The organism is Pontibacterium sp. (genome assembly GCF_041587635.1).
In the GTDB taxonomy this organism is placed as follows: domain Bacteria; phylum Pseudomonadota; class Gammaproteobacteria; order Pseudomonadales; family Balneatricaceae; genus Pontibacterium.
Genome location: NZ_JBFGYC010000654.1, coordinates 1 through 2,036 on the forward strand (window position 1 = coordinate 1; position 2,036 = coordinate 2,036).

Sequence of the window (2,036 nt, forward strand, 5' to 3'; positions counted from 1 at the left end):
GTCCCGCTCTACCAACTGAGCTAATTCCGCACCGTTTCCCAACCACTCTCAAGGAAAGAGAATGGCGTCCCATAGGGGGTTCGAACCCCTGTTACCGCCGTGAAAGGGCGGTGTCCTAGGCCACTAGACGAATGGGACGTGGATACGTTTAAAGTTTCCCTCAAACGCGGGACGTATCTTATGCGGACTACAGTAATCGTTCAAGCAGTTTTTTTAATTTTTTCCCAAAAAACTGCTCTTTTTCATCAGGAACCCCAACAACAAGCTTTTTCCTTCACAAACAACAGGTTAAGGACTGATCAATCACAGGCCTTAACCCATATAAGCCGACAAAAGCAAAAAGCATATGTCAGCCCCTACTCTCTTTCCTAAAACCTTCGTCTCTACTCAAACAAGCAGAAACCTCTCATAGACAGGGAAGGACAAACATTTTCAACTTAAGCCAACTGATACTCAATACCCGTACTAGCCAGCCCCGTCAGATCAATATTCTGTGTGTTCAACTCATGGTTAGCAGCAATACTTACCAACCCACCGACAGACAAGCTACCGCTATCCAACATCTCAACATAAGGCGCTACCTGAGCATTCTTAGGGGCATGCCCAACCAGATTAGTCCAAAGTAGCTCTGCAATATTTTGATGATCAGTATACCCACGGAGGCTTATCGCAGCCTCGGCTAAACCTTCGTAACTCATACCACCATCAAGCAGGGATAACCCAGTCCCCACAAAAGCAGGGTTTTCAATCGCATCAGCACCATATACAGCGCCTAATATTTTACAAACCTGTCCGGCATGCCCATCATTCAGCAGGTCAAAAGCAATATTGGTATCGGTAAACTGGAGACGTTCTATATTGGAAAATTCATAGGAGATTCCACCGTCGTTGATCATACCGTTTGAGCTATCCGAACTGAGAGTCAGATCACTCTGACTTCGAGTGATAGGTAGCACCAAGGTATCGATCCCAGCCAGCCCGTTAAAGATGCCACTCTCAGCTTCCCCATAAAACATATCGTTTCCAACACTTGCTGCATCCGAACCGCGGACAGTGTCTGTCGCCGTAGATGTAACGACCTCTAGGAAACCATCACCATCGATGTAAACCACAGTGACGCTAATGGCGGAGCCGATATCACTTCGTGTCAACTGATATGATTCGAAATTTGCTCCAAGTATGCTATCCCCATCTCGAGTCCATCGATATTCCAAAGCCCCTAAACCATTGCCATCACTCAGGCTGGTCGTATCAGCAGTTAAGGTAGCGCCTTGGATGGCTTCACCAGTTATACCTATAGTGCCAGTAGCCGGACTATTTGTGCTTGCAGCGACAACATGATCATCACTACCAATAACAACCGCATAATTTCCAGAAGCACTGCCACCGTATTCCCATTCGATACTTAGGTAATGCGTTCCGGTGTATGTCGGCTGGAACCTCGCTATGGTATCTACGCCATAGGGCTCCTCATATCCAGCGCTTTCTCCATCAACGGCATATAAGTGGTAACCTTCATTATCATAAATCCTTAATCGGGACGGCATTTCACCCTGCAGAATAAGGTTATATGAAGCACCGTTCTGCAACTCAACCCCTATCATATCCAAGGAATTATTCGTGCCCAACCGACCTATGTAGTGCCCCGAGGCACCAAAACTTGTCGAGGAATAAAGCGTTATGTTTGATTCAAGCGCATAATCAATATAAAACCGTACACTTTGAGCATTTCCCTCTGTCCAAAATGGATCTCTCGACATCAGTTACGTCTCCATTTTCCTAATACAATCCATTACCTCTGCCTGCAATAAGTCTCGTAAAGCCTAACAACGCATGGCGCTTCGCTTTTGCAGAACCAGTGACACACTCAGCACTTAAACGGACCTATCAGGGATTAATATCATTGCGCGACAGGGAGAGTGTTGTTGATACTTTCACACAGGGTATGAAAGTAAGAATGGCATTAGGCAGTACTTATCTACCTTACGGGCGTTTAGATTCGATTACGCCAACCGTTACAATTCCCTTTAGAAGCA

The 2,036-nt window shown here is 46.0% G+C and carries 1 protein-coding gene and 1 tRNA gene; both read right to left on the reverse strand.

The features are described 5' to 3' along the window. Positions 1-62 precede the first annotated feature (62 nt). Positions 63-138, reverse strand: a tRNA-Glu gene (locus tag ABYW01_RS20330). A 299-nt stretch (positions 139-437) separates the two neighbouring features. Continuing rightward, positions 438-1,760, reverse strand: coding sequence for a hypothetical protein (locus ABYW01_RS20335; RefSeq protein WP_372836292.1), 1,323 nt, complete (start codon positions 1,758-1,760; stop codon positions 438-440). Positions 1,761-2,036: the final 276 nt, after the last annotated feature.

What these genes read in the sequence shown, in the direction of transcription:
- ABYW01_RS20335 (WP_372836292.1), bottom strand. Translation starts at nt 1,760, where the DNA reads ATGTCGAGAGATCCATTTTGGACAGAGGGAAATGCTCAAAGTGTACGG.